Below are 20333 nucleotides of genomic sequence, written 5' to 3'. Positions count from 1 at the left end.
CGCTGGTGGTGGTGTCGGATTACGCGGCCTTGCCGCTAATCCGACCTACTTGAAAAGCCGCTCGGCACGAAGTCCTGGGCTGTGGCTTGACTGTATCAGCGAGTACAGGATTGCTGCCCATGGGTTTGCCCTACTCCGGCAGCGAATAGTCGATATCGTAGAAATGCTGACCATCGACGATGCGGATGGCCATCGTCCCGCTGATGCCCGTCAGTTGCCCCGTGCCGGAATACGGCACGATGACGATACTCAGCTCCTGCCTGCCGTCGGCCATCGTGCCGAAATGCTGGGCCACGAAACTGCCCTCTTTTCCCTGCAGGACGCCCGTGATGGCTTCCATCGCGACATAGCCGGCAGCGCCTTTGGTGTCGGTCACGCCATTGAGCATCTGCCCCTTGGCAGTGGCGACAAGGTCGCCCGCATACACCTTGTCAAGCAGCACCCTTCCCAAGGTCGTGCGCCCCGCGCGTTGCGGCGCCGTGGCCGGCGTCATGGTGATGCTAAAACTTCCCGTAGCGTGCGCGTGCATGCGATGATTCCCCTCTGTAGACGAGGCGGCGCCGGCTGGCGCCACCGATAGACAACATGCGGCCAGCATCAGGCCCGACCAACTGTGTGATTTCATGATTCCCTTCCGATCAATGCGAGAGGGCCAGCTTAAGGCCGTGCAGGAGACAAATATTGGATAAAGCCGACAGCGCGGCCAATCTGCTTGCCGTGCGCGGGCAAGCACCGAAAGGCATCGTCGACCCGCACGCAGCGGCCCGCCGCATACGCCTGGCGATCTATCCACCGGCTGCAGCGCTGGCGCCGTTCGTCGAGTATTGCTGGGTGGTCGAATGGGACAGGCGGGGCTGCGCACCGGAGACGCAGCGCGTGCTGCCGTATCCGAACGCCCATCTGGTTTTCGATGCCGGACGCACCGCCATTCATGGCGTGGTGCGCGGCGCCTTTGACAGGCCATTGATCGGTGCAGGCAAAGTACTGGGCGTGCGTTTCGCGCCGGGTGGCCTGCGCCCGTTCATCACGCAGCCACTGTCAAGCTTCACCGACACGACCATCGCGGCCGAGGCGCTGCTGGGCATGCCGGCAGCGCAAGCCGAGGCGCGGGTGTTAGGCAAGTCCGACGATCTGGCCATGGTGGCGCAGGCACAGGCACTGCTGCTGGCAAGACTGCCGCAGGTCGATGATGCTGCCCTGCTGTCCGCCCGCTTGACTGCCGCGGCAGCGGCCCATAACGGTCCGGCGAGTGTGGCGCAACTGTGCGAAAAAATGGCCATTGGCGAGCGCAGGCTGCAGCGCCTGTTCGCCAACTACGTAGGCGTGCCGCCTAAATGGGTCATACAGCGCTACCGCCTGCAGGAGGCGATCTGGCGCCTGGCGCAGCCCGATGCACCCGACTTGGCCAGCCTCGCACATGAACTGGGCTTTTTTGACCAGGCCCATTTCAGCCGCAGTTTTGCGGAACTGGTGGGCAGCACGCCGCTCGACTATCGCCGCTCGCAACTGGCGAAAGTCGCCTAGCCCGGCGCTTCAGTGCACTCACCACATCGCACTGCACTGCAGTCATGTTCGCCGCCCCTGCTTTCCTATGCTCGCGCTCATCATGTCGAACAGGGTGCGTGACGCGGGCGGCATCGCATACTGATGCCGGCTAATCAAGCCCAGTGTCCGCTTCACGGCAGGATTGACGAGCGGCACGCCGACCACCGTGCTTTGCCGCTCCGGCAAAATGGACAGCCCCGGCACCGCTGCCACGCCCAACCCCGACTCCACCAGCGCCAATATGCCTGATACATGGTTGATCTCGCACGAGATCCAAGGGTGCTTTTCCACGCCAGCCAGCGCCGCATCGAGCACGCTGCGGTTGCCGCTCGACTTGGCCACCGAGATATAGCGCTCGTCGACGGTGTCCTTCCAGTTCAGTTTCTTGCGCTTGGCCAGCCGGTGATCGTGCCGCATCGCCAGCACGTAGGTCTCGACGTAGATGGGCTGGAAATTGATCTCCGGATTTTCCGCGCCGGTAAAGCTGATGCCGAAATCCGCCTCCCCCGCCAGCACGAGATTGAGCACGTCTTGGGCGCTTTCGTCATGCACGCGCACGCGGATTTTCGGAAACTGCGCGCTGAAGCGCTTGAGCACGTCAGGCAGGAAATGCCATACGGCCGAAGGCACGCAGGCGAACGTCACCGTTCCGGTGCGGTGTGCGGCGAGGTCGGCGACGCCCAGTACGGCATCCTCCAGGCCATTGAGCGCATCGCGTACGTTCACCAAAAACACCTGTCCGACATTGGTTAGCTGCACGCGCCGGGTGGTGCGTTCGAACAGCTTGACACCCAGCGCATCCTCCAGTTTTTCGATGCGGCGGCTGAGCGCCGGCTGCGACAGGAACAGGTCGGCTGCGGCCTGGCGAAAGCTGTTGCGCTCCGCCACTGCCACGAAGGCCTGCAAATCATGAAGTTCGTAATTGATGCGTGCCATGCATTAATCCCTGGAAAAATTGCAATTATCAAATTATGCCATTTCAACGATGATGGGATCCTAATACTGAGCCTCGCCAAGAAGGCATCACTCAAAAAACGGAGACACCATGCCCGCCATTTGTAGCGGCGTCAACAACACAAACCGCGGGGGCGTGCGCGGCCAAAGCCGGGAAGCTGTGCGACCGGCAGGCCTGGGCCGACCTCAAGCCGCCGCTCGGATCGGTGTATCTGGGACGCCAGGCGACCATGCTGGGCGACACCAACTCGCCGTTGGACCCGCTGGCGATCCACTGCGCCTCCCTCCATCCGAACATCGACATCGCGCAGCGCCACGGGCCATGTCGATGACGGCTTCCAGCGCGCTTTCGCCTACCCGGAAAAAAGCGCTCTCGCCACGCTTGGCCCTGGACCTCGAATTGGACTACACCCTGTGGCAAGGCGATACCGCCGGCGTCACAGGAGCGCGGGGCAACGACCGCAAAGGCATGAGCCTGACGTTCGGCCTCATGCGCAAATTTTAACGACAGGAGAAACAACGATGCTTCAACATATCCTGGTGCGGCGATCCGCCCCCATACTGGCCGGCTTCATGCTGCTCGCCGCCGGCGTGGCCCACGCCGCCGACATCCGCGTGGTCAGCTCAGGCGGTTTCGCGCAGGCCTACAAAAACCTGGCGCCCGCCTACGAGCGCGCCAGCGGCAACCATCTGCTGTCCGAATGGGGGCCGTCGATGGGTACCACAAAGAATGCGATCACGGCGCGGCTGGCACGCGGCGAACCGATCGACGTCGTCATCATGGTGGGCGACGCGCTCGACAAGCTGATGCAGGAGGGGCGCCTGGTCCCCGGCAGCAAGGTAGTCCTGGCGAATTCGCCGATTGCCTGCGCCGTGCGGCGCGGCGCGGCAAAGCCCGACATCAGCACCACCGAGGACTTGCGCAGCGCTTTCCTGTACGCGAACAAGGTGGCCTATTCGGACAGCGCCAGCGGCGAATACATCGAGAAGCAACTGATGAAGAAACTGCACATCTCGGAACAGATGCAGGGCAAGGCCGCAAAAATTCCCGCCACCCCCGTCGGTGAAATCATCGCGCATGGCGAGGCCGATTTTGGCTGCCAGCAGCGCAGCGAACTGCTGCCTGTCGAGGGCATCGACATCGTCGGCCTGCTGCCGCCGGAAGTGCAACTGATGACGCAGTTTTCGGCAGCGCTGGTCCCGGGCGGCAAAGAACCAGAAGCCGGCCGCGCCTTGCTACGCTTCCTCGCCGCCCCTGCCAACGCCGGCGCGATCGAAGCAACCGGACTGGAACCGGCATCGGCACCCATGCCAATCACACACTAGACGACGTCACTCATCTTTCATCAATAGGTAAACCATGGCCATTCCATCCACCGTCACGCCCAACGCCAAGGCTGCACCGCCGCGCGCGCAGGTGCGCCCTCCCTCGCGCATCGCCACCGTCATCCGGGTGACGAGCGGGAACTTCATCGAAATGTACGATTTTTTCCTGTTTGGTTTTTACGCGACGTATATTGCCAAGGCCTTCTTCCCAGCCACCAGCGAATACGCGGCCTTGATGATGACGTTCGCCACCTTCGGCGCGGGTTTCTTCATGCGGCCGCTGGGCGCCATCATTCTCGGCAGCTATATCGACCGCATCGGCCGCCGCAAGGGCCTGGTGCTGACCTTGGCCATCATGGCTTCCGGCACGGCGCTGATCGCCTTCGTGCCCGGTTATGCAACCATCGGGCTGCTGGCGCCGTTCCTCGTGCTGATCGGGCGTTTGCTGCAAGGCTTCTCCGCCGGCGTAGAACTGGGCGGCGTCTCGGTCTACCTGTCCGAGATGGCGACACCGGGCAACAAGGGATATTACGTGAGCTGGCAATCGGCCAGTCAGCAAGTCGCCATCATCTTTTCCGCCGCGCTCGGCTACTATCTCAACGAAACCTTGAGCAAGGAATTCATCGCGGACTGGGGCTGGCGCATCCCGTTCTTCATCGGTTGCTCCATCATCCCGGTGGTGTTCTACATCCGCCGTTCGCTACAGGAGACCGAGGCCTACCTGACGCGCAAGTCCCATCCGACGTTCCGGCAAATGCTGGGGACTATCACCCTCAACTGGCCGCTGGTCGTCGCCGGCACGATGCTGATCGTGCTGACGACGGTCGCGTTCTACCTGATCACCGTCTACACGCCGACCTTCGGCAAGAACGTGCTCAAACTGAGCACAGAGGAAAGCCTGCTCGTCACGCTGTGCATTGGCTTGTCGAACTTCATCTGGCTGCCCCTCATGGGCGCTCTGTCCGACCGGATCGGGCGCTGGCCGATCATGGCCGCGTGCTCGGCGCTGACGGTGCTGACCGCCTATCCGGCCTTGTCCTGGCTGGTCGCCCATCCCAGTTTCGACCACATGCTCATGGTGGAGCTGTGGCTGTCCTTCCTCTATGGCAGTTACAACGGGGCCACCATCGTCGCGCTGACGGAAATCATCCCGGCCAGCGTCAGGACCACGGGTTTTTCGCTGGCCTACAGTCTGGCCACCGCGCTGTTCGGCGGCATGACGCCGCTGGTATCGACCTTGCTGATCGAAAGCACCGGCGACAAGGCGGCGCCAGGCTACTGGATGGCAGGCGCCGGCGCCATCAGCCTGCTGGCCACGTGGCTGATCTATCGCGGCATCGTCAAGGAACGCCATCCCGTCCCGGCATGAACCAGTCCCACCTGGCCAGACGGCATGTCATGGTGTCATGGCCAGGCGGGCCGGCGCATGTGAAACAGGCTGTCCGGTCCGATCTCAAAATAATCGGCCGGCCCGCCACCGCGCAATATCGGTGCAGCGGCGGCCGTGTCGTACACGCCATCGCTCAACAGATGGCGCGCGATATGCACGCCCACCACTTCACCCAGCACCAGCCAGCTGCCGACACCATCGCCATTGACGCCTTGCAGCTCGATGATCTGCGTGCGCCGGCATTCGAAGGACACGGGGCTGTCGGCTACGCGCGGCACATTGACGATGCGCGAGGCGGCCGGGCTCAAGCCGGCCAGCGCGAATTCGTCGACGTCGGGCGGCGCCGCCGCGCAGCTGAGGTTCATCGCCTCGGCCAGCGGACGCGTCGCCAGGTTCCACACGAATTCGCCCGTCTGCTCGATATTGCGCAAAGTGTCCTTGCGGCCGATGCTGGAAAAACCGATCAGCGGCGGCGTGTAATTGAAGGCGTTGAAAAAACTGTAGGGCGCCAGGTTCAGCACGCCTGCGCTGCTGCGCGTGGCGATCCAGCCGATCGGCCGTGGTCCGACAATCGCATTGAAGGGATCGTGCGGCAGGCCGTGGCCCTGCGCAGGTTCATAAAAGTGAATGGGGTCAAGCACGCGCGTTCCTGAAGTCAAAAGAAGTCAAAGGCGCCCGGGGATGGAGCGCCTGAAACGACAGCTTACTGGAATTGCCGCCACCACGTTGCCAGCCCGCCGGCGCCAGGTGCGCTCGCGCACAGACGACCAAGGCGACAATTGTATGGCGCGCCCCAGCACGCCTCGCTTATGATGGCACAACTCAACCCTTATCATAGCGCTACCGCCCATGCATACACTCACGCTGCACCAGAAAGTGTTCTTGCTCCTCTTGAGCATCGTCACCATCGGCTTCGGCTGGATACTGGCGCCATACGCTGGCGCCATCTTCTGGGGCGTCATCCTGGCGATCCTGTTTGCACCTGTGTATCGCTGGCTGCTGCGGAAAACCAAGGGCCGCGCCGGCCTGGCGTCGGTGCTGACCTTGCTGCTCATCGTCGTCATCGTGATCCTGCCGCTGTCGCTCATTTCAGTGTCGCTGGTGAACCAGGCGGCCAGCGTAGTGGAAATGGTACGTTCGGGCGAAATCACGGTCGGCATGTTCTTCAATAAAATCATGGCGGTGCTGCCGCAATGGCTGATCAATTTGCTCGAGCGCTTCAATCTGAGCAGCCTGGCCAGCCTGCAGGACAAGCTGGCCGAGGGCGCCACGCAGCTAAGCCAGGTGGTGGCGGTGAAAGCCATCAATGTGGGCCTGTACACCTTTGAATTCCTCACCAGCCTGTGCATCATGCTGTATCTGCTGTTTTTCCTCATGCGCGATGGCTCCGCCCTGTCGGCCCGCATCAAGGGCGCCGTGCCGCTGAGCCGCAAGTACAAGCAGCGCCTGTTCACCAATTTCACGACGGTGATCCGCGCTACGGTGAAGGGCAACATCCTCGTGGCGATCGCCCAGGGCGCCCTCGGCGGCCTGGCGTTCTGGTTCCTGGACGTGCCCGCGCCCCTGCTGTGGGCAGTGCTGATGGCCTTCCTGTCGCTGCTGCCAGCCGTCGGCGCCGCCCTTGTCTGGGCGCCCGTGGCCGTCTACTTCCTGGCCACGGGTGCGATCTGGCAAGGCGCAGGCCTGGCCGCCTTCGGCGTCTTCGTCATCGGCCTGGTCGACAACGTGCTGCGCCCCATCCTGGTGGGCAAGGACACCAAGATGCCCGACTACGTGGTGCTGCTATCGACCGTAGGCGGCATGGCCCTGTTTGGCCTGAACGGCTTCGTCATCGGCCCCGTGGTGGCGGCCCTGTTCATCGCTTCGTGGGATCTGTTCGTCTCGGCCAGCGAGTTTCAGGCCGAGGATTAAAGCGTGGCGACCTGGCCAAGCGGGAAACAGATGCGCATCAACCCTGCACGACAGGAGCATGATTTTTCTCTCGGCCAGCGTCCCCATGGCCGCTACATCGCCGCGATTATCCTGCTGCACCTGGCGCTGTTCTGGGCCGCTACGCAGCCCGTACACACCAGCATCGAGCACGATGACCGGGTCTGGCTGCAGCTGACGCCACCACTGCCGCCAACACGAGGGTTGATTCCACCCGCCGAGCCAGATCCAGCGCCGGCACCTCCGCCAACCCTTCCATCGAGCACGGCAAGCGTGTCGCCACAGAAGGAGGCGCCAGCACCGGTGCAGGACCAGCCGCAAGACGATGCCCTGCCGGCAGAACCGGTGCCTGCCGCACCCAAGGCCGCCCCCCTCACCCTGGCGCAACAGGCGCTGCAGGCAGCCGGCGCCATCGACCGCCAACTACGCGCAGAGCATCCGCAGGAATTCGTGGCGCCGCCCGAGACGCCGCACACGCGCCTGGCGAAAGGCTTCGCGGAAGCGCATGCGGCGGTCAAGCCGAAGTGGTTCGAAGCAGCACGTATCGAACTGTGGAGCGCACCAAACGATCCCAAGCGCATCTACCGCGTCATCACGGCGACCGGTGAATACTGCATCTATTTGCCGGACAAAGGCAATATGACGCTGAACCTCAGCGCGCGATCCGGCTACGCCGGTTTTGGCGAAGGGACTGCGGCCCCTTGTCCCATCAGGTTCTAACGGCGGGTGACGGTGGGTAGCGGGAGGTGTACGAACAGCCCGGATCGCTTGCATTGACACTGCCATTGCACTATCGTTACAGCACGCGCGTGTTGCCAACTTTGCAAAACAACCGGAGATCCTACCGTGTCGCTCATCCTCTACGGCCATCCTTTTTCCTCGTACACGCAGAAGGTGCTCATTGCCCTGTACGAGAACGCCATACCGTTCGACTTCCGCTGCCTGGCACCGGACATGCCGCAGCACCTGCAGCAGTGGCTGGCGCGCTGGCCGCTGCGCAAGTTTCCGCTGCTGGTGGACGGGGAGCGCAACGTCGCCGAGACCAGCATCATCATCGAATACCTGCAACTGGCCCATCCCGGCCCGCTGCGCCTGCTGCCGGACGACTCGATGCAGGCGCTGGAAGTGCGCTTTCTCGACCGATACTTCGACCTGCATGTCATGACGCCCGTGCAGCTTGCCGTCGGCGCGGCCCTGACTGGCGACCCGGCGAAGACTGAGGAAAGCCGCGCGTTTGCCGGCGAAAAACTGGACCTCGCCTACGCCTGGCTGGAAACCCACCTGGCGGGCAGGACGTGGGCCGCCGGCGAAGACTTTACCCTGGCCGACTGCGCCGCCGCCCCGTCGCTGTTCTATGCCGACCGGACGCAGCCGATTCCCGCCGCGCTGCCCCTGCTGCGCGCCTACCGCGCGCGCCTGCTGGCCCGCCCATCGTTCGCCCGCGCTGTGGAAGAAGCACGCCCGTATCGCCACCTCTTTCCCCTGGGCGCGCCGCAGCGCGATTGAGGCGACTCAGGCAAACACGGGGCGGAAAAAACTGCGCTCGTAGCTGACGATGCAGCGCGTCTCCTCCGCGTAGCGGAAAGCGGCCTGGCACTCGGCGTCCTGCATCGAGTCGCTGCGGTACTGCTCGTACAGGGCCAGGCTGGGGAATGAAAACATGGCCAGGGCCACGTTGCTGGTGCCTTCGGACGGTAAAAAGTAACCGTGGTGCTGGCCGCCGAAGCGTTCGACCAGCGGTATCCACAGCTTGCCGTAGGCTTCGAATTCCGTCAGTTTGTACGGGTCGATGATGTAGCGCAAATAACAGGTGATCATGCGGTTTCCTTATAAACGTTCACATCCATCAGCATGCCCGCTTCCCAGGAGCCGATGGCGGCCAGTGGCGAGCCAGGCAAAAAGTCCAGCGCGCAGGGATACGTAAAAGCGTCTTGTGCCAGCACGCCGAGCCCCGGCCAGCCGTAAAACAGCAGCTTGCCCTTGCCGATACGGCCCAGCGCGCTGCCGTCGGGCAGCCAGCGCAAGCCGTTGCCCGTGCCGCCCCCCGCCTCCACGGGCACCTTGCCCAGGCAACAGCCGTCGGCCAGCGCGTACATGGAAAGGAATTCCGTGCCGCCCGCGTGGTGCAGCACGGCCAGATATTCCCCATCTGGCGACGGCGCGCACGACATCAGGCCTGGCAGCGACAGCACTACCCTCCCGCCGCCCGTCCGCAGGGGCCAGTCCCACACACTGCAGTAGTCGGGCGGCTGCAGCAGCCCCTCGTCCACCGATTTGACGCCGTGCAGTACCAGTAAACGCCGCCCGCCATCGACGGCGTCGATCGTGTGTATGGCGCGCAGCATCTCGCCAGCATGCACCTGCGTGAAGAGCACCTCGCCCGTTTGCGCTTCGCGCAGCCGCAGGCTGCCATCCCAGCCGCCATCGGCCAGATATCGCCCGCACGGCGACCATGCGGGGCCGCAGCCTTCGCCATCCTTCTTGTTCCGGAAGTTCAGCAGCAGCTGGCCCGCCTGCGCATCCACCACGGCCATCTGGCCCGTCGTGCTCTTGATGGCCAGTTGACTGCCGTCGGGCGAAAACGCCATGCCCGACATGTGCGCGATGAACTTGCCGCGCCACAGTTTCTGCCGTGCCGCCACATCCCACAAGACCAGGTCGCGCCCCAGCACAGCCAGGCGCGTGCCATCGGGCGAAAAGCGCACGCCGTAGCTGCAACCGAGCTTCAGGGGCTTCGGCCTTGCCGTCATGGGCGCGCCAGACGGTACACGACGCTATCGATGTCGTAGTGGCGTTCCATGCCCGCGTATTGCATGCCCAAACGCGTCATGACCTTGATCGAGGCGGCATTGTCCGGGTGCGCCACGGCCACCACTTCAGGCGCACCGACGACGTCGAAGGCATGCGCGACGATGGCGGCGGCCGCCTCGCTGGCATAGCCCTGCCCCCAGCCGGTGCGGGCCAGACGCCAGCCGATTTCATGCGGCCTGGCTTTGTCGCCATCGAGATGCTGCAGGCACGCCATCCCCACCATCTCGCCATCGTCGAGACGGATCAAGGCCCACCACGAATAGCCCCATTCGGCCCAGCGACCTACCAGACGCGTGACGGCAGCGCGCGTATCCTCTTCCGTTTCGGGCTGGCCCGCGTTCAGATAAGTCATCACCTCGGGATCGGTGTTGAGAGTGCGCATGCGCTCGTAGTGGTTTTCGGTGATCGGTTCCAGGCGCAGCCGCGCCGTCGTCAGTATGGTCATCGCATTTCCTTGGACGAAAAAAAAGACGATACACGATCGTCTTTTTTTTGCAAGCGCGCACGCAATTACTTGCCTGCTTCGCCCTTCTTGATCCATGCCGCCAACTGGTGCGGGCGCAGGCCGTCATAGTCTTCGAACGGCTGATGGATCCACGGGTTGTGCGGCAATTCGTCGAGGAAGTAGTCTGGACGCACGACGGAGCAGCCTTTCAGCCAGATCACGGCCGATTTGACTTCGGTCACGTCAGGGAAGTTTTCCTTCAGGTGACGCGTGACCTTGTCCAGGGTGACGCCGGAATCGGCCAGGTCGTCGACCAGCAGGATGCGGCCAGCCAGCGGACCCTTGGTCATGGTCATGTACTTGGCGATATCGAGGTCGCCGCGCACGGTGCCCGCGTCTTCGCGGTAGGAGCTGGTCGACAGGATGGCCAGCGGCAAATCAAAAATGCGCGAGAACACGTCGCCAGGACGCACGCCGCCGCGCGCCAGGCACAATACCTGGTCAAACTTCCAGCCTGATTCGTAGACCTTGAGCGCCAGGCGCTCGATCAGGCGGTGGTACTCTTCCCAGTTGACCCAGAGATGTTGATCGTTCGATTGTGGGGTAGTCATGATAGTGAAATCTTATTATTGGCGTGATTAAAAAAATCCGCCTTGCGGCGGATTGTGTCCAGCAGCTTACTCGAATGGGTGGCGCAGCACGATCGTTTCTTCACGATCCGGACCGGTCGAAACCATGTCCACCGGTACGCCGACCAGTTCTTCGATGCGCTTGATGTAAGCGCGCGCCGTCGCCGGCAAGGCAGCCAGCGATTTCGCGCCGACCGTGCTTTCCGTCCAGCCTGGCATATCTTCGTACACCGGTACGCAACGTGCGGCTTCTTCAGCGCCCGATGGGAAGATGTCCGTGGCCACGCCGTCGATGGTGTAGCCAGTGCACAGTTTCAGCGTTTCGATACCGTCCAGCACGTCCAGCTTGGTCAGGCACATGCCCGTCACACCGTTGATCTGCACGGAACGGCGCAGCAAGGCGGCGTCGAACCAGCCGCAGCGGCGGGCGCGGCCCGTCACGGTGCCGAATTCATGGCCCACTTGCGCCAGGTGATGGCCGACGCCTGCATCCGTTGGCAATTCCGAAGGGAAAGGACCGGAACCGACGCGCGTCGTGTAAGCCTTGGTGATGCCCATGATGTAGTGCAGCATGCCTGGGCCTACGCCCGAACCGGCAGCGGCATTGCCGGCCACGCAGTTCGACGAGGTGACGAACGGATAGGTGCCGTGGTCGACGTCAAGCAGGGAACCCTGCGCGCCTTCGAACAGCAGGTTTGCGCCGGCCTTGTGCGCCTTGTACAGCGCGCTCGACACGTCGGTGACCATGGGACGCAGACGCGGCACATAGGCCAGCGCGTCGTCGAGGGTCTTCTGATAGTCGACTTTCGGTGCTTTCAGGTAGTTTTCCAGCACGAAGTTGTGGTAATCGAGGTTCTCGGCCAGCTTTTCGGCAAAGCGCTTCTCGTTCAGCAGGTCGGCGATACGGATCGCGCGGCGCGCCACTTTGTCTTCATAGGCCGGGCCGATGCCCTTGCCGGTGGTACCGATCTTCGCATCGCCACGCTTGGCTTCACGCGCCAGGTCGATCGCGGTGTGGTACGGCAGGATCACGGGCGCAGCGTCCGACACTTTCAGGCGCGAGGCGACTTCGACGCCCACAGCTTCGAGTTTGTCGATTTCGCGCAGCACGTCCGGCACGGAAACGACCACGCCGTTACCAATGTAGCAGGCTACGCCTGGACGCATGATGCCCGAAGGGATCAGTTGCAGCGCGGTTTTCACGCCGCCGATGACCAGCGTGTGGCCTGCATTGTGGCCGCCCTGGAAGCGCACCACACCCTGGGCGTGATCGGTCAACCAATCGACGATCTTGCCTTTACCTTCATCGCCCCATTGGGTGCCGATGACAACGACGTTCTTTGCCATAATTTTCTTTGACATCACTCAACCTAAGTTTTTAAGAATCCAGCTACTACCATTATCGGCAAGTACCAGCACGCGATCGCACTCGAACTCGTCTTGTTCATTACTGTGACCCGGCATACTCTGGATCACGACCTCGCCCGCCTTGCGCAACTCGGCGATTTTTTCCTTCAATTCTGGCGCGCTGCCCCACGGCGCGCGGATCGAATGCTTCCGTTCCGCGGTCGGTAACAGGCGCGCCAGTTCGCGCAAATCGAGCGAGAAGCCGGTCGCGGGACGAGCCCGGCCGAACGCTTCGCCGACGTGGTCATAACGGCCGCCGCGCGCAACCGCGTTCGGCAAGCCAGGTACATACAGCGCAAACATCGCGCCGCTTTCATATTGGTAGCCGCGCAGGTCGGCCAGGTCGATCGCCACTTCGGCGCGGCCCAGGGCGGATCCTGCCAGCGCGGCCAGCTCGGCCAGCGCCTTCAGCACGCCCGGCAACGGCGGCAGCACTTGGCGCGCACGCGCCAGCACGTCGATGTCGCCGTACAGATTCGGCAAGGCCAGCAAAGCATCGCGCGTGACGGGATCGTAGGTGGCAGTCAGCGCACGCAGGCCCGGCGCATCTTTCGCGCGCAGCAAGGTGTACAGCGCAGCCTCGTCGCGCACGGCAGCGGCGTCTTGCGCAATGATAGCGCGCAACAGGCCGACGTGCGACAAATCCAGGCGGACAGAGTCAAAACCGGCCAGTGCCAGCGAAGCGAGCGCCAGTTCCTGGATCTCGGCATCGGCTTCCAGGCCGGCGTGGCCATAGATTTCGGCGCCGATCTGCAGCGGTTCGCGGGTGGCATGCAGACCCGACGGACGGGTATGCAGCACGCTGCCGGCATAGCACAGGCGGGTCACGGTGGCACGGTTCAGCAGGTGAGCGTCGATGCGCGCCACTTGCGTCGTCATGTCGGCCCGCAGGCCGAGCATGCGGCCCGACAGCTGGTCGACCAGTTTGAACGTGCGCAGGTCGGTATCCTTGCCAGCGCCAGTCATCAGCGATTCCAGATACTCGAGCAGCGGCGGCATGACCAGTTCATATCCGTACAGACGGAAATTATCCAGCATGAGGCGGCGCAGCTCTTCGATCTTGCGCGCTTCCGACGGCAGAACATCGGCAATATTTTCGGGCAAAAGCCAATTCGGCATGAGGGAGCGAGATACGGAAGAAAGTTGAAAAAATGCATCATGCGAGGCAGCGGCGAGCGCGCCAGGCAAGAGGCCGAACCTGATATTTTACGCGAAAACACGGGCCTTTAGGGACAAGTTCTCCGAATAGCTGCCACACAGCCCTAAAAACACCGCATTTTACGCCTTCCCGCAACAACTAGACGGGCACAAAAAAACGGGGCCGACGTCGATGCCGGCCCCGCTGCTGCCACCCGTCCTTGCGGCCAGGTGCAGTCTCGATGCTGCCTTACTTCTTGGACGGAGCGGCCGTGCCGTTACCCTTGAAGTACTTGAAGAATTCCGAACTCGGATCGACTACCATCACGTCGCCCTTGTCCTTGAAGGTGGCGCGGTAGGCTTCCAGGCTACGGTAGAACTTGTAGAACTCCGGATTCTTGCCAAACGCTTCCGCATAGATTTGCGACGCCTTGGCATCGCCCTCGCCGCGGATCTTCTCGGCTTCGCGATACGCTTCGGCCAGGATCACGGTGCGCTGCTTGTCGGCGTCGGCGCGGATTTTCTCGGAGTCGGCCGAACCGGTCGAACGCAGCTCATTGGCCACGCGCACGCGCTCGGACTTCATGCGCTCGTACACGGAGTTGTTGATCTGCTCGACGTAATCGACACGTTTCAGGCGCACGTCGACGATTTCCACGCCGATGGCCTTGGCTTCCGCCGAGACCTTCGCCAGGATCGCTTCCATCACCTTGCCGCGCTGGCCCGAGATCACTTCGCGCACGGTGCGCTTGGTGATTTCATCGTTCAGCGCCGCCTTGACGATTTGCGACATGCGGTTGCGGGCCGGTTTTTCATCACCACCGAAGCTGCGGAAATACAGCCGCGGGTCGGCGATGCGCCACTTCACGTAGGCGTCGACGAGGATGTTCTTCTTCTCGGCCGTGATGAAGCGTTCCGGCTCCGGCGTATCGAGCGTCAGGATGCGCTTGTCCAGGTACAGCACGTTCTGGAACGGCGGCGGCAGCTTGAAATACAGGCCCGGCGTGCTGATGACTTCCTTGACTTCACCGAGGGCGAAGACGACCGCATACTTACGCTGGTCGACCACGAACACGGTCGAGGACAAGAGCATGATCGCGATAAAGCCCGCGATCAGGGCGGCTACGATACGGTTCATTAGCGGCTCTCCCGTTCACGCGAAGAGCGGCTGTCGCGGCGCGTATTGACTTCTACTGTCTGCATGGCTTCCTGTGGCAAAACGGTATTGGCTGCGGGTGTCGCGGCAGCACGGGCGGCGGCAGCGGCAGCATCGGTGGCAGCCGTCTGGGCGATCAGCTTGTCGAGCGGCAGATACAGCAGATTGCTGCCCGTCTTCGCGTCAACCATGACCTTGCTGGCACTGCTGAACACTTGCTGCATCGTTTCCAGGTACATGCGGTCGCGCGTGACAACGGGCGCCTTCTGGTACTCAACCAGCACCTGTTTGAAACGCGAGGCATTACCAGCGGCGTTTTCAGTCACCATCGAACTGTACGCTGCGGCTTCCTCCATCAGGCGGAAAGCGGCGCCGCGGGCTTTTGGAATGACGTCATTGGCGTAAGCCTGGCCTTCATTCTTCTGGCGTTCGCGGTCCTGTCCAGCCTTGACGGCATCGTCGAAAGCGGCTTGCACCTGCTCCGGCGGCTGCACGGCCTGCATCGTCACGTTGGTGATGACAGCGCCAACCTTGTAGCGGTCCAGAATTTGCTGCATCAGCTGCTGCGTATCGTAAGCGACCTTTTCGCGGCCTTCGTACAGCACGAAGTCCATCTTGCTGCGGCCGACCACTTCGCGGATCGCCGTTTCGGCGACCTGGCGCAGGGTGTCTTCCTGGTCGCGCGTGTTAAACAGCCACGCCACGGGATCTTTCAGCGTGTATTGCACCGCGAACTGGATGTCGATGATGTTTTCATCGTCCGTCAGCATCAGCGACTCGCTGGCCTGCTTGTTGCGCAGCGACTGGCGGTAACCCACTTCCACCGTGCGCACCTGCGACACGTTGACCGTTTCGTCGGTCTGGAACGGGTACGGCCAGCGCCAGTTAAAACCGGCCGGCGTAGTGTGGCTATACTTGCCGAACGTGAGCACGACGCCGTTCTGGCCCTCTTGCACGATGAAGGCGCCACTGGCGAGCCAGATGAAGACGGCGATCACGCCGACCACGCCGGCGGTGATGCCAGCGCCCTTCATGTCGGGACGCGGGCCGCTGCCACCACCGTTGTTATTGCCGCCGTTGTCGGGACGGTTCTTCTGTCCGAAAAAGGCATTCAGGCGCTGATTGAAATCGCGCCACAACTGATCGAGGTCCGGCGGACCTTCGCCGGGCTTTTTGCCTTCTTGGGCTTTCTTGCCGTCGTCCTTGCGATTGCCCCAGCGGGGATCGTTCAGGGACAACTTCAAGCCTGTTTTTTTGAGTAGGGAGACAAGCATAACTATCGTGTTCCGACTTGGGAGTGGGTGGAAATCCTATCGTCCTCGCCAGGCTCTTCGTCCTGGTCCGGGGCGGCGCCATCGTGCTGGTCGTGCTGGTCGTACTGACCGTCCAACTGATCTTCCTGCTGTGCTTCGTCGTTCTGATACAGGTGGGCCGAGCGAGGCGCCTTCCTGGCCATCTCGACGATCGCATCGCGCAGCAGGTCGAGCCCGCTGCCCTTCTGCGCACTGACGAACACGCGACTGATCGTAGCATATTCGTCGCGCTCCACCGAAGGCTCCAGCCCGGCCGCATCGATCTTGTTCCACACGAGGATTTGCGGAATATGATCGGCGCCGATCTCTTTCAAGACCAGGTTGACCTGTTCGATCTGCTCCATGCGTACCGGCGACGCAGCGTCGACGACATGCAGCAGCAAATCGGCATGGATGGTTTCTTCGAGCGTGGCGCGGAAAGCGGCCACCAGCTGATGCGGCAATTCGCGCACGAAACCGACCGTATCGGAGATCACCACATTGCCCACTTCCTGGCCCAGGTAAACCCGGCGCGAGGTGGTGTCCAGGGTGGCGAACAACTGGTCGGCGACATACACGCCAGCCTTGGTCACGGCATTGAACAGGGTCGACTTGCCGGCATTGGTATAGCCGACCAGGGACACCGAGAATGTGTGATTGCGGCCGCGCGCACGGCGCTGCGTTTCGCGCTGCTTGTGCAGTTTTTCCAGGCGCGCGCGCAGGGCCTTGACACGGTCGCCGATCAGCCGGCGGTCCGTTTCAAGCTGCGTCTCGCCGGGACCGCGCAAGCCGATACCGCCCTTTTGCCGCTCAAGGTGGGTCCAGCCGCGGATCAGGCGCGTGGCCAGATGCTGCAGCTGGGCCAGCTCGACTTGCAGCTTGCCCTCGTGGCTCTTGGCGCGCTGCGCGAAGATGTCGAGGATCAGGCTGGTACGGTCGAGCACCCGCACGTTCAGGCGCTTTTCCAGATTGCGCTGCTGAGCAGGTGAAAGGGCGTGATTGAAGATGACGATTTCCAGGCCATCGTTGACGACGACGTCGCCAATTTCATCGGCCTTGCCGCTGCCGACGAAATACGCGGAATCGGGACTGGAACGCTTGGCCGTGATGGTGGAAATCGGGTCAGCGCCAGCCGAGCGCGACAACAGCATGAGTTCCTCCATGCTGGCGGCGAAGTCGCTGTGACCGAAGTCAACCCCGACTAGTACGGCGCGCATGATGGCATCAGACAAGTTGCGGCGGACGCCGACGCCGATGCAAACGCATCAGCGCCGCTGGCGCGGACGGGGGCGATGGAGGGTGAAAGGCGCTGGGCCTTCAAGCTCAACGCTTTACTCCGCTTCAGATTCAATATTGAGATTGACGGCACGGGCCGGCACCACTGTCGAGATGGCATGCTTGTACACCATCTGTGTCACTGTATTGCGCAGCAATACGACATATTGATCGAACGATTCGATATGGCCCTGCAATTTAATGCCATTGACCAAGTAGATCGAGACAGGAACATGCTCTTTGCGTAATGCATTGAGGAATGGGTCTTGTAACAGTTGCCCTTTGTTGCTCATAACAGCTCCGTTTGTTTATGTTGTTGTGTAAGAATTGGAGGCGACTCGCTTGATTTCAAGTGCTCTCACACCTTTCAAAGAGAGAAAGATGCGTCATAGCTACTGTAACCTGTTTTCACGATCGCTGTCGCGCATGGCGCATTAACACTTTATTATTTTCGTGCAAATGCCGTTGAATTGGCAGTCGGCGCCGCATTATCTCTGCGGCGCCTTAATATGCACTTAATTCAGCCGAAATCGTTACTTGCTCGGCGTGCGTGCAAACGGATTTTTACCCGTGCGCAGTTCAATGCGCAGCGGCGTGCCGACCAGGGCAAACGTATCGCGGAAATGTTTTTCCAGATAACGCTTGTATGGATCGCCAACGGCGTCGAGCGCATTGCCGTGTATCACGATCACAGGCGGGTTCATGCCGCCCTGGTGGGCATAGCGCAGCTTCGGACGAATCGAGCCTTTGCGGCGTGGTTCCTGTTTCTCCACAGCCTCGATCAAGGCGCGCGTCAGCTTCGGCGTCGACAGGTCGCACATGGCGGCTGCATACGCGGCGTTGAGCGACTTCATCAATGGACCGATGTTGGTGCCCTTCAGCGCCGAAATGAAATGCATTTGCGCGAACGACAGGAAATCGAGCTTGCGGTCAATATCGATCTTGATTTCATCGCGTTCGTGCGATTGCAAGCCATCCCACTTGTTCACGGCCACCACCAGCGCACGGCCCGATTCCAGAATGAAGCCGGCGATATGCGCGTCTTGTTCGGAAATATCCTGCTGCGCGTCAAGCATCAGCACCACCACGTTGGCCTCGGAAATCGACTGCAGGGTTTTCACCACCGAGAATTTCTCGATCGCTTCAAACACCTTGCCGCGGCGGCGGATACCGGCCGTGTCGATCAGCGTGTATTGCTGGCCATCGCGCTCGAACGGAATCTCGATCGAGTCGCGCGTCGTACCCGGCATGTCGAATGCGATCACGCGCTCTTCGCCCAGCAGGGTGTTGATGAGCGTCGACTTGCCCACGTTCGGACGGCCCACCAGGGCAATCTTGATGCCGCGGTCCGTCTTTTCCAGCTCTTCAGGCTCATCAGGACGCTGCGCAAAAGCGAGGTCCAGCATCACTTCGACGAGGTCGTTGACGCCGTCGCCGTGCGCCGACGAGATCGCATACGGATCGCCCATGCCCAATTCATAGAATTCGGACACGACGGCCGTATAGCGCATGCCTTCGCTTTTATTGACTACCAACAAGACCGGGCGTCCGCTCTTGCGCAGGAAGTCAACGATGGTCTTGTCATGCGGGGTCAGGCCTTGGCGGCCGTCCACGATGAAGACCACCACGTCGGCCTCGGCCACGGCCTGCTTGGTCTGCAGTGCCATCTGGTGCATGATGCCTTCCTTGGCGACGGGTTCGAAACCACCCGTATCGATGACCAGGAAGGGACGTTCGCCGACACGGCCTTCGCCATAGTGACGATCGCGCGTCAACCCAGGCAAATCCGCCACCAGCGCATCGCGCGAGCGGGTCAGACGATTGAATAAAGTCGATTTCCCAACATTGGGTCGACCTACTAGTGCAATTACCGGCTTCATTGTATTACTCGACCGCGAGAGCGGTCACTGTCCCTGATTGGGTTTGAAAAATCAAATTCGAACCGGCAACAACGGGAGCCGAAACAATCGGGCTACCGTCGGTACTGACACGACCTATTAATGCGCCATCTTCCCGTGACAGGAAGTGGATATAACCTTGATAGTCACCGACGGCGACGCTGCGGCCAAAGGAGGCCGGCGTCGACAGGCGGCGGCGCGCCAGCGCCTCATTCTTCCAGGCGCTCTGACCGGCTTCGCGGCCGAACGCCACCACCGAGCCCTGGGCGTCAGCGGCAAACACGAAACGCTGGTCGACGGCCACGCCCACATCGGACGAGATCGGCTTGGTCCAGCGGGGCACGCCCGTGGCGGCATCGAAGCAGCCCACCTTGCCCTGGTACGTGACGGCGCACACTTCGCCCTCGAACACCACCGGCGTGCCGGCGATGTCGGAGACGCGCTCCAGTTCGGTGGCGCCGCGCGGTTCGCTGACGACGATCTCCCAGCGTACCACACCGGTGGCGGCCGTCAGTGCCAGCAGCTTGCCACCTGGCTGGGCCACGTAGACATTCGCGCCACCCATCACCATGCCCGGCGCATTGCGCAGGGTCAGTGCCGGCGTGGCGCGCTGCACCGTCCACTTGCGCTCGCCCGTCTTGGCATCGAAGCCGACGATGCGGTTGTCCACGCTGCGCACCACGACCACGCCCTGTCCGACTACTGGCGGGGTCAGCACTTCGCTGGACGCCTGTGCCTTCCACAGTTGCTTGCCATCAGTATCAAAGGCCAGCACGGCGCCCTTGGCAGCGCCCACGGCCACCAGCGCGCCATCGCTACCGGCGCTGGAAGTGATGTCGCTGCCGGCCTTGATGCGCCACGTTTCACGGCCGCTGGCCGCATCCAGGCGCGCCAGCGCGCCATCGGCATTGACCACGTACAGGCTGTTGCCGGCCAGCGCAGGCGTAAAGGCGTACACGCCGGCCTTGCCGATCGAATACTTCCAGGCGTCGCGTACGGCAATGCTCGATTTTAACTCGACCAGCTTGGCCGGTTCGACTTTCGGGTCTTTGGAGGCAAACGGGTTCCAGGACGAGCAACCGGCCATCAGGGCCAACAGACTTGCAGCTACCAGCTTTTCAGTGACACGCATAAGTGTT

The 20333-nt window shown here is 62.1% G+C and carries 22 protein-coding genes; 7 read left to right on the top strand and 15 right to left on the bottom strand.

The features are described 5' to 3' along the window. Positions 1 to 130: 130 nt before the first annotated feature. Positions 131 to 625 (bottom strand): DUF3224 domain-containing protein, encoded by a 495-nt coding sequence (locus ACQ4WZ_RS03340; protein WP_243857988.1) that lies wholly within the window; start codon positions 623 to 625, stop codon positions 131 to 133. Between the two features lie 56 nt (positions 626 to 681). Here ACQ4WZ_RS03340 and ACQ4WZ_RS03335 point away from each other — a divergent pair, with 56 nt between their 5' ends. Continuing rightward, entirely contained in the window at positions 682 to 1524 is an 843-nt protein-coding gene (locus ACQ4WZ_RS03335; protein ID WP_436572572.1) for a DUF6597 domain-containing transcriptional factor, read from the top strand. 42 nt (positions 1525 to 1566) lie between these two features. Here ACQ4WZ_RS03335 and ACQ4WZ_RS03330 read toward each other — a convergent pair whose 3' ends face one another. Then, positions 1567 to 2481, bottom strand: a complete 915-nt coding sequence (locus ACQ4WZ_RS03330) for a LysR family transcriptional regulator (RefSeq protein ID WP_101482152.1) — start codon at positions 2479 to 2481, stop codon at positions 1567 to 1569. 346 nt (positions 2482 to 2827) lie between these two features. Between ACQ4WZ_RS03330 and ACQ4WZ_RS03325 the strand changes: the two genes are divergently transcribed. Genes ACQ4WZ_RS03325 through ACQ4WZ_RS03315 form a run of 3 tightly spaced genes read left to right on the top strand, consistent with a single transcriptional unit; the run spans position 2828 to position 5194 of the window. Beyond that, on the top strand, positions 2828 to 3004 hold the full coding sequence (locus ACQ4WZ_RS03325) for a hypothetical protein (protein ID WP_436572571.1): 177 nt from the start codon (positions 2828 to 2830) through the stop codon (positions 3002 to 3004). Between the two features lie 17 nt (positions 3005 to 3021). Further along, the gene (locus ACQ4WZ_RS03320; RefSeq protein WP_436572570.1) at positions 3022 to 3825 is read left to right on the top strand and encodes a substrate-binding domain-containing protein; all 804 of its coding nucleotides are present in this window, start codon (positions 3022 to 3024) and stop codon (positions 3823 to 3825) included. 34 nt (positions 3826 to 3859) lie between these two features. Then, positions 3860 to 5194: an MFS transporter gene (locus tag ACQ4WZ_RS03315; protein WP_436572569.1), complete on the top strand. Its 1335-nt coding sequence runs from the start codon at positions 3860 to 3862 to the stop codon at positions 5192 to 5194. 35 nt (positions 5195 to 5229) lie between these two features. Here the strand turns inward: ACQ4WZ_RS03315 and ACQ4WZ_RS03310 are convergent, their stop codons facing one another. Then, positions 5230 to 5856 carry a flavin reductase family protein gene (locus ACQ4WZ_RS03310; RefSeq protein WP_133990068.1) on the bottom strand — a complete coding sequence of 209 codons (627 nt, stop codon included), beginning with the start codon at positions 5854 to 5856 and terminating at the stop codon, positions 5230 to 5232. A gap of 208 nt (positions 5857 to 6064) precedes the next feature. Between ACQ4WZ_RS03310 and ACQ4WZ_RS03305 the strand changes: the two genes are divergently transcribed. The 3 genes from ACQ4WZ_RS03305 (at position 6065) to ACQ4WZ_RS03295 (ending at position 8650) form a co-directional block, all read left to right on the top strand. Then, positions 6065 to 7126, top strand: coding sequence for an AI-2E family transporter (locus ACQ4WZ_RS03305; RefSeq protein WP_436572568.1), 1062 nt, complete (start codon positions 6065 to 6067; stop codon positions 7124 to 7126). A gap of 3 nt (positions 7127 to 7129) precedes the next feature. Further along, positions 7130 to 7864, top strand: coding sequence for a hypothetical protein (locus tag ACQ4WZ_RS03300; RefSeq protein ID WP_436572567.1), 735 nt, complete (start codon positions 7130 to 7132; stop codon positions 7862 to 7864). Positions 7865 to 7990: 126 nt separating this feature from the next. Continuing rightward, on the top strand, positions 7991 to 8650 hold the full coding sequence (locus ACQ4WZ_RS03295; protein WP_436572566.1) for a glutathione S-transferase family protein: 660 nt from the start codon (positions 7991 to 7993) through the stop codon (positions 8648 to 8650). Positions 8651 to 8656: 6 nt separating this feature from the next. On the opposite strand, the gene ACQ4WZ_RS03290 is transcribed toward ACQ4WZ_RS03295, so the two are convergent. From ACQ4WZ_RS03290 to bamB, 12 genes are all read right to left on the bottom strand, one after another. Beyond that, on the bottom strand, positions 8657 to 8962 hold the full coding sequence (locus ACQ4WZ_RS03290) for an NIPSNAP family protein (RefSeq protein ID WP_101482160.1): 306 nt from the start codon (positions 8960 to 8962) through the stop codon (positions 8657 to 8659). Further along, entirely contained in the window at positions 8959 to 9894 is a 936-nt protein-coding gene (locus ACQ4WZ_RS03285; RefSeq protein ID WP_436572565.1) for a WD40 repeat domain-containing protein, read from the bottom strand. Before ACQ4WZ_RS03285 ends, ACQ4WZ_RS03290 begins: the two co-directional genes overlap by 4 nt. Further along, complete coding sequence (locus ACQ4WZ_RS03280) at positions 9891 to 10400, bottom strand: GNAT family N-acetyltransferase (RefSeq protein WP_436572564.1); 510 nt, start codon at positions 10398 to 10400, stop codon at positions 9891 to 9893. The genes ACQ4WZ_RS03285 and ACQ4WZ_RS03280 overlap by 4 nt, the downstream gene beginning before the upstream one ends. A gap of 65 nt (positions 10401 to 10465) precedes the next feature. Further along, complete coding sequence (locus tag ACQ4WZ_RS03275; RefSeq protein WP_034752020.1) at positions 10466 to 11011, bottom strand: phosphoribosyltransferase; 546 nt, start codon at positions 11009 to 11011, stop codon at positions 10466 to 10468. Positions 11012 to 11077: 66 nt separating this feature from the next. Then, the gene (locus tag ACQ4WZ_RS03270; protein WP_436572563.1) at positions 11078 to 12391 is read right to left on the bottom strand and encodes an adenylosuccinate synthase; all 1314 of its coding nucleotides are present in this window, start codon (positions 12389 to 12391) and stop codon (positions 11078 to 11080) included. Positions 12392 to 12394: 3 nt separating this feature from the next. Then, the gene (locus ACQ4WZ_RS03265) at positions 12395 to 13555 is read right to left on the bottom strand and encodes an ATP phosphoribosyltransferase regulatory subunit (protein WP_133990062.1); all 1161 of its coding nucleotides are present in this window, start codon (positions 13553 to 13555) and stop codon (positions 12395 to 12397) included. A 268-nt stretch (positions 13556 to 13823) separates the two neighbouring features. Then, the gene (gene hflC / locus ACQ4WZ_RS03260) at positions 13824 to 14711 is read right to left on the bottom strand and encodes a protease modulator HflC (RefSeq protein ID WP_101482164.1); all 888 of its coding nucleotides are present in this window, start codon (positions 14709 to 14711) and stop codon (positions 13824 to 13826) included. Then, on the bottom strand, positions 14711 to 16003 hold the full coding sequence (gene hflK, locus ACQ4WZ_RS03255) for an FtsH protease activity modulator HflK (RefSeq protein WP_101482165.1): 1293 nt from the start codon (positions 16001 to 16003) through the stop codon (positions 14711 to 14713). The genes hflC and hflK overlap by 1 nt, the downstream gene beginning before the upstream one ends. Before the next feature lie 2 nt (positions 16004 to 16005). Beyond that, entirely contained in the window at positions 16006 to 17238 is a 1233-nt protein-coding gene (hflX, locus tag ACQ4WZ_RS03250; protein ID WP_101484652.1) for a GTPase HflX, read from the bottom strand. Positions 17239 to 17352: 114 nt separating this feature from the next. Further along, on the bottom strand, positions 17353 to 17589 hold the full coding sequence (hfq, locus tag ACQ4WZ_RS03245; RefSeq protein ID WP_008450615.1) for an RNA chaperone Hfq: 237 nt from the start codon (positions 17587 to 17589) through the stop codon (positions 17353 to 17355). Positions 17590 to 17829: 240 nt separating this feature from the next. Then, complete coding sequence (der, locus tag ACQ4WZ_RS03240) at positions 17830 to 19176, bottom strand: ribosome biogenesis GTPase Der (RefSeq protein ID WP_034752028.1); 1347 nt, start codon at positions 19174 to 19176, stop codon at positions 17830 to 17832. A gap of 4 nt (positions 19177 to 19180) precedes the next feature. Then, the gene (gene bamB, locus ACQ4WZ_RS03235; RefSeq protein WP_101482166.1) at positions 19181 to 20326 is read right to left on the bottom strand and encodes an outer membrane protein assembly factor BamB; all 1146 of its coding nucleotides are present in this window, start codon (positions 20324 to 20326) and stop codon (positions 19181 to 19183) included. Positions 20327 to 20333 lie beyond the last annotated feature (7 nt).

Source organism: Janthinobacterium darwini (assembly GCF_051380905.1).
GTDB lineage: Bacteria > Pseudomonadota > Gammaproteobacteria > Burkholderiales > Burkholderiaceae_D > Janthinobacterium.
This window is presented reverse-complemented; position numbering and strand designations above follow the sequence as displayed.